The sequence below is a fragment of the Acinetobacter sp. 226 genome (genome assembly GCF_048147925.1).
GTDB lineage: Bacteria > Pseudomonadota > Gammaproteobacteria > Pseudomonadales > Moraxellaceae > Acinetobacter > Acinetobacter pecorum.
Window position 1 is genome coordinate 1 of the sequence record NZ_JAYWYX010000064.1, and the last position, 2,663, is coordinate 2,663.

General features: G+C 36.9%; 4 protein-coding genes. All 4 read right to left on the reverse strand.

Features of this window, described 5'->3' with window-relative positions:
- Window positions 1–50: 50 nt before the first annotated feature.
- The 4 genes from VXP95_RS15325 to VXP95_RS15340 all read right to left on the reverse strand — a co-directional run bounded on the left by VXP95_RS15325 (window position 51) and on the right by VXP95_RS15340 (window position 2,591).
- On the reverse strand, window positions 51–179 hold the full coding sequence (locus tag VXP95_RS15325) for a hypothetical protein (protein ID WP_416712347.1): 129 nt from the start codon (window positions 177–179) through the stop codon (window positions 51–53).
- Window positions 180–248: 69 nt separating this feature from the next.
- Window positions 249–764, reverse strand: coding sequence for a hypothetical protein (locus VXP95_RS15330; protein WP_092692620.1), 516 nt, complete (start codon window positions 762–764; stop codon window positions 249–251).
- Window positions 764–1,492 (reverse strand): AHH domain-containing protein, encoded by a 729-nt coding sequence (locus tag VXP95_RS15335; protein ID WP_416712348.1) that lies wholly within the window; start codon window positions 1,490–1,492, stop codon window positions 764–766. Before VXP95_RS15335 ends, VXP95_RS15330 begins: the two co-directional genes overlap by 1 nt.
- Window positions 1,483–2,591 (reverse strand): IS3 family transposase gene (locus VXP95_RS15340; RefSeq protein WP_416712349.1). Its coding sequence is split into 2 segments (ribosomal slippage): window positions 1,483–2,384 and window positions 2,384–2,591, totalling 1,110 coding nucleotides; the frame shifts between segments, so codons are not numbered across the junction. Before VXP95_RS15340 ends, VXP95_RS15335 begins: the two co-directional genes overlap by 10 nt.
- Between the last annotated feature and the right edge of the window lie 72 nt (window positions 2,592–2,663).

Sequence of the window (2,663 nt, forward strand, 5' to 3'; positions counted from 1 at the left end):
ATTTTGTGTGTAGGCTTCTTCATTTAGAAATTATATCGCTGAAAAACCCTTTACAGATAGGTTTGTGCAACAAAGCCATTCGGATCTAAAAAGTCATAATTATAATAATCTAATGGTTTTACTGGCATCAATTCCATAGGAACCAATGGGTTATCAATTTCAATTTCTAACCCATTCATCCACGGGTAATCCCCCCTAAAAATAAAAAAGTGAACCTAACAACTATAAGTTCACTCTTCATTAAAAGTTTATTTTTGTAGTATTTCACTTTTTAAAAGTTCTTCCTTCGTTACACCAAAATATCTGATTTCCAATTTAGGTTTACCTAGCATTTCTAAAATTTTGTCTTTTTCATTTATGTTTTTTATAGCTTTACTTACACAATCAATGACGTCATTGGTTTTAGATTCAAATTCTCTATCAAATACTTCTTCACTCACATTTAGATTTTCGAAATATTTTAGGTATTCTTCAAAAACTAGATAAAAATATGGATCTAATCTTTCTGCATCAAACATATAAATTAAATCTTCTGGCATTTTTTTTTCAGGATAAATGATCAACTTTCCATAATCGACAAAAAAATCCACAGAAAAATTATCATATTCCATTTCATTTAAAACTTTATTAAACGTTTCAAAATATTGCACTAAAAGGGTCTGTATATCATCCAAAAACGCTTTATTATTAATATCCAATATTAAAGATTGATTTGAAATAGCCTCAATACAATCATTAAGTATATTTAACTCTCTTAAAGCCATTATTTTACTCCATCTAAACGTGTGTTGGGTTGATCCATTTTTCTGAGTGTAGTTTTCAGCTCATTTGTAAATTTCTTTAGACTATTAGCAGCTTGTTGGTTCGTCATATTCGGATTCGTTTTTTCTAAATGATTAAGGTAATCAGTTACTCGTTTCGTGTAATATTGATGTGGCCCTCTATGATTTGCTAATCTTACCCCATTTTCTGCACCATTTATATTAAATCCCCCCTTAGATGCACGTTGGACTAGAGGGTGTGTTCTTAACTGCCAAGGAATTATATGATGTGCTTCGTGTGCTTTATTTCCAGGAATATTCTTTCTTAAATGGTCTCTAGCAACACCAGCAGAAACGTTTAACTCTTTTTCATAATTTTTAGTTACTTTTTTATCATCATCCCCATTAGGAGGCATCCCCGTAGCCGAATTACCAGATGTCGATGGAACACCCTTTGGTGGAGTCTCTTTCTTTTCCTCTCCACTCATGCCTATAGTAATACCTATTGCAGCTAGGGCCGTTGCCGTCTTTTCAATAACCTTGGCGCACCCCACAGGATTTTTCGCACAATATGCTGCAACTGCTCCACCAACCACAATTGGTGCCGCATTACTCTCTAAATTTGTTGATCGATTATCTTCTACTTGAGCTGCTATTAAATCTCTGAATATTGCTTGTTCTTGTATATCTAAGGTTGAAGCTATGAATAGCCACCAAAATTTTAGACACACAAGACCATCTTTTGATGGGCTTTTTCATAATCTAATGGGGAACGCTGACCATTGGAACCATGTCTGCGTTTTAAATTATAAAACATCTCAATATATTCAAAGATATCGGATCTTGCTTCAGTTCTAGTTGCATAGATTCTCTTTTTAATTCGTTCCCGCTTTAATAGCTGAAAGAAGCTTTCTGCAACAGCATTGTCATGACAATTGCCTCTACGACTCATACTACTTTCAAGATTATGATGCCTGAGAAATGTCTGCCATTCATGACTGGTATATTGGCTACCCTGATCAGAATGGATTAGGACTTTGTTCTTTGGATTTCTCCGCCACAAAGCCATCAATAACGCATCTAAAACCAGATCTGTCGTGATTCTTGATTTCATAGACCAGCCAACAACAAGACGTGAAAAAAGGTCAATCACAACTGCCAGATACAACCACCCTTCATGTGTACGGATATAGGTAATGTCCGTCACCCATAATTGGTTCGGCTCAGTTGGATTAAACTGTCGATTTAAGCTGTTTGCGGCAATGACAGCCGGAGTACCAGCGTAAGCTCTAGGCTTACGATAACCACGCTGTGATTTAAGACCATCTGCTTTCATCAGCCGATGTACTCGATTGATCCCGCAACTTTCGCCAACATCTTTCAAATCACAGTGAATTTTGCGATAGCCATAGACTCCGCCAGATTCCAGCCAGAACTGTTTAATCAGTCCTGAAAGCTGTTGCCGTTTCCTTGCAGTTTTACTGGTGGGTTGCTTTAACCATGCGTAATAACCACTGTGATGAACATCTAACGTTGAACATAAACGACGAACAGGCCATATGTGCTGATTGTCCTGAATAAAGGCGTACCTCATTTGGACTGGCTTGCGAAGTACACCGCGGCCTTTTTTAATATGTCCCTTTCTTCAGTAACCCGTTGTAGTTCTTTTTTTAACTTTGCTAATTCTGCGCTTGGATCATTAGATTCTATTATCTTGGGCTGCTGTGGATCATAACGTTTAATCCAGGCATACAGACTATGGGTGGTGGTTCCTAAACGTGTAGCAACCTCGGCCACACTATAACCTTTCTCAGTGACTTGTTTTGGCACTGTTGCAAATAGAGATTTGAGTCGATGATGTTCCCTTTAAAAAGTGCTTAGAGACCGAAAACCCTGTTGATT

Excerpts from the sequence above, each read along its gene's own strand:
- VXP95_RS15325 (WP_416712347.1), bottom strand. The coding sequence starts at position 179 with ATGAATGGGTTAGAAATTGAAATTGATAACCCATTGGTTCCTATGGAA.
- VXP95_RS15330 (WP_092692620.1), bottom strand. The coding sequence starts at position 764 with ATGGCTTTAAGAGAGTTAAATATACTTAATGATTGTATTGAGGCTATT.